Raw genomic sequence first — 2,687 nt, forward strand, 5'->3', positions numbered from 1 at the left:
AATCGCCGAATCCCGAAGCCCCCCGCAAGGTCTCCCGCCGCATGATCGCGCTCGTTGTCGTCGCGATGGCGGTCGCGGCCGGGGCCGCGTACTACGCCCTCACGAGCCCCAAGGGGCCGCTCGCGCCGTACCCCGGCGGCGGGCAGCGCCTCGGCGAGGACACGCCGTTTCCCGACAGAATCGCAACCATTCGCACGAACCTCGACTGGCCCGACCGCGCGCCGAAGGGCCGTCTGAAACGCGAGACGCTGGAGCGGTCGCTCGAACTCGGAACATCATTCCTTCTGGCGAATCAAAAGCCCGAGGGAAACTTCAATTATCAGTATGATTTCGTGGAAAAGACGTTCGACAACGACGACAATCAGGTGCGTCAGGCGGGCGCGCTGTGGGGCATCGCATTGATTTACCGCGACCGGCCGTCGGACGCGCTGGCCGCGGGGCTGAAAAAGGGATTCGGCTTCTTCTTCAGCGTCACGCGCACGACGGACGACGGCCGCGCGTACATCGCGTACCCCAAGGAATCGTCGTGCGACACGGGCACCGTGGCGCTGGTGTCGATGGCCATCATCGAAACGCTGCGCAGCCCGGCGATGACGGACGCCGCGGAGCGCGCCGCCCTGACCGACCGCCTGAACGCGTACCTGAAATTCCTCGTCGGCCAGCAGCGCGACGACGGCAGGTTCTCGCGTTCGTTCAACCTCATCACGAAGATGCGCAGCCGCTCCACAAGCCCGTACTTCGACGGCGAGGCGCTGCTCGCGCTCACCAAGGCGGCCCGGTACGCCGGGCGCGACGACCTGTGGCCGGCGATCGAAAAAGCCGCGTGCTCCACCGCCGAGTACTACACCGTTCGCGCGTGGGCGAAGGACCGCGACAGCGACGACACGAAGGGCTTCTACCAGTGGGGTTCGATGGCGTATCGCGAATATGTCGATGCGGACCGGCCCAACGCGAAGACGCTGGAGGACACGACGCTCGCCCTCGCCTGGTGGATGACGCACACGCACCGCACGCTCGGCCGGGCGCGCAACACGTCGTACGCCTACGAGGGGCTCGTCAGCGCCTACGCGCTCGCGAAGCGCGCGGGCGACGACGCGGCGAAGCGGGACATCGGCTACGTGATCGACAAGGGGCTGTATGACATCACCGCGTGGCAGGTCGAGGGACCGCTGGTCACAAAGAACCGATTCCTGTCGGCCCATCGCACCAAAGATTCGCTCGCCGTCGGCGGCGTCATGAATCATCGATCCGAGCCGCCGCTGCGCATCGACGTCACGCAGCACCAGATGCACGCCGTGCTGCTCGCCCTCGCCGATTTCGAATTCGCGCCCTAGCGCTCCATCCGTCGGCGCCGCAAACAAAGGATTCAGGCCCGCGCACTATCGTTTGCGGCACGGACATCGCAAAGGCGCAACGCTCGCGCTCCATTCGTCAGTGCCGCAAACGACGTCCCGAGGGCATCCGAGGGACGCGAGTGCGCGGGCATATCCGAATCCGGTTCTCGGACATCGGATTGCGGATTCATGACCCGCGCGCGATCCGTTTCATCACGACGAGCCGCAGCGGTCCCGAAGCGACGATCTCGGCGGGCGCGAAGGCGGTTTCGCGCATGCGCCAGTGCGTGAAGACGAGCGACGTGTACGACGGCGGAATCGACACCGCGCGCGCGGTCTGCTCGTCGTCGAGATCTCCCTCGAACGCGACGAGCACCAAGCCCGCCTCGTCGAAGAGCGCGTCCAGTTCCGCGCCCTCGTCGCGATCGGGCGGCAGGATCCCCATTGATGCACGCTCGAACAGATTCTCGACCCGAAACAGCGGATCGCGCTCGAAAAGCCGCGACTGCGTCATTTGCGTGACCGGGCGATCCAGCAGCAGGACGACGGGGCCGTCCGCGCGATGCTCCCGGATCGCGTCGGCCAGCGCGTCGGGCGCGGGGCCGACAAATTGCGGGCGCAGCAGGCCGTATTCCTGAAAACGCGCGTGGATTTCGGTGTCGTCGATCGGCCCGGCGGGACGACGCGACGCCACGACGACGGCCTGCGTGACCGATAACGCCACGACCGCGATGGCGGCGTAAGCGAACAGGGATTTTGTCAAATGACGAAGCGCGAGCGACGCGAGCACCGCTCCGATCGGAACGAGCGGAAGCACGTAGCGGGGCGTCATGATGACGAGCACCATCGGCAAAAACGCGAAGGGCGCCGCGAGCGCGACGGCGAGGGGCGCACCGGTAGTACGGTCGCGTCGATCGCTGAGGGCAAAGATCAGTCCCAAGATCGCCAGCGGAGCGATCGCCCAGCCCGCGCCGTCCCACGCGAGACGCAGGAAATCCACCAGTCCCGCGCGGTCGGGCTCGAGCGCGCGGGCGAGCGCGTTGATCGTCTCCTGCTTGCCGATCATCGCGAACGCGCGCGGCGCGTACCACCATCCGGCGATGGCGACGCACGCCAGCGCGGCGAGGCCGACGTGCGCGAGGCGGCGCGAGCGTTCGTGCGGTCCCTTGGCGCGCGCGACCGCCGCCGTCATATACACGAGCACGACCGGCGCGGCGTAAATCACGAAGGTCTGCTTGATGAGCAGCCCGCATCCGCACAGGACGCCGAGCGCGATCGAAAATTTCCGCGAAGAAAAACGGTCGGTCGCAAGCGCCATGGCGAGCGTCGCCGCGACGAGCGCCGCGAGGGGCC

2 protein-coding genes are annotated in these 2,687 nt (G+C 67.1%); one reads left to right on the plus strand and one right to left on the minus strand.

The window, feature by feature from the left end:
• Nucleotides 1-1,334 (plus strand): hypothetical protein (locus IT350_05295; protein ID MCC6157448.1); only part of this gene is annotated, 1,334 nt, incomplete at its 5' end.
• Nucleotides 1,335-1,521: 187 nt separating this feature from the next.
• Here IT350_05295 and IT350_05300 read toward each other — a convergent pair.
• Nucleotides 1,522-2,687: hypothetical protein (locus IT350_05300; protein MCC6157449.1), on the minus strand; the 1,166-nt coding region annotated here is incomplete at its 5' end.

This window comes from Deltaproteobacteria bacterium (assembly GCA_020845895.1).
Taxonomy (GTDB): domain Bacteria; phylum Lernaellota; class Lernaellaia; order JACKCT01; family JACKCT01; genus JADLEX01.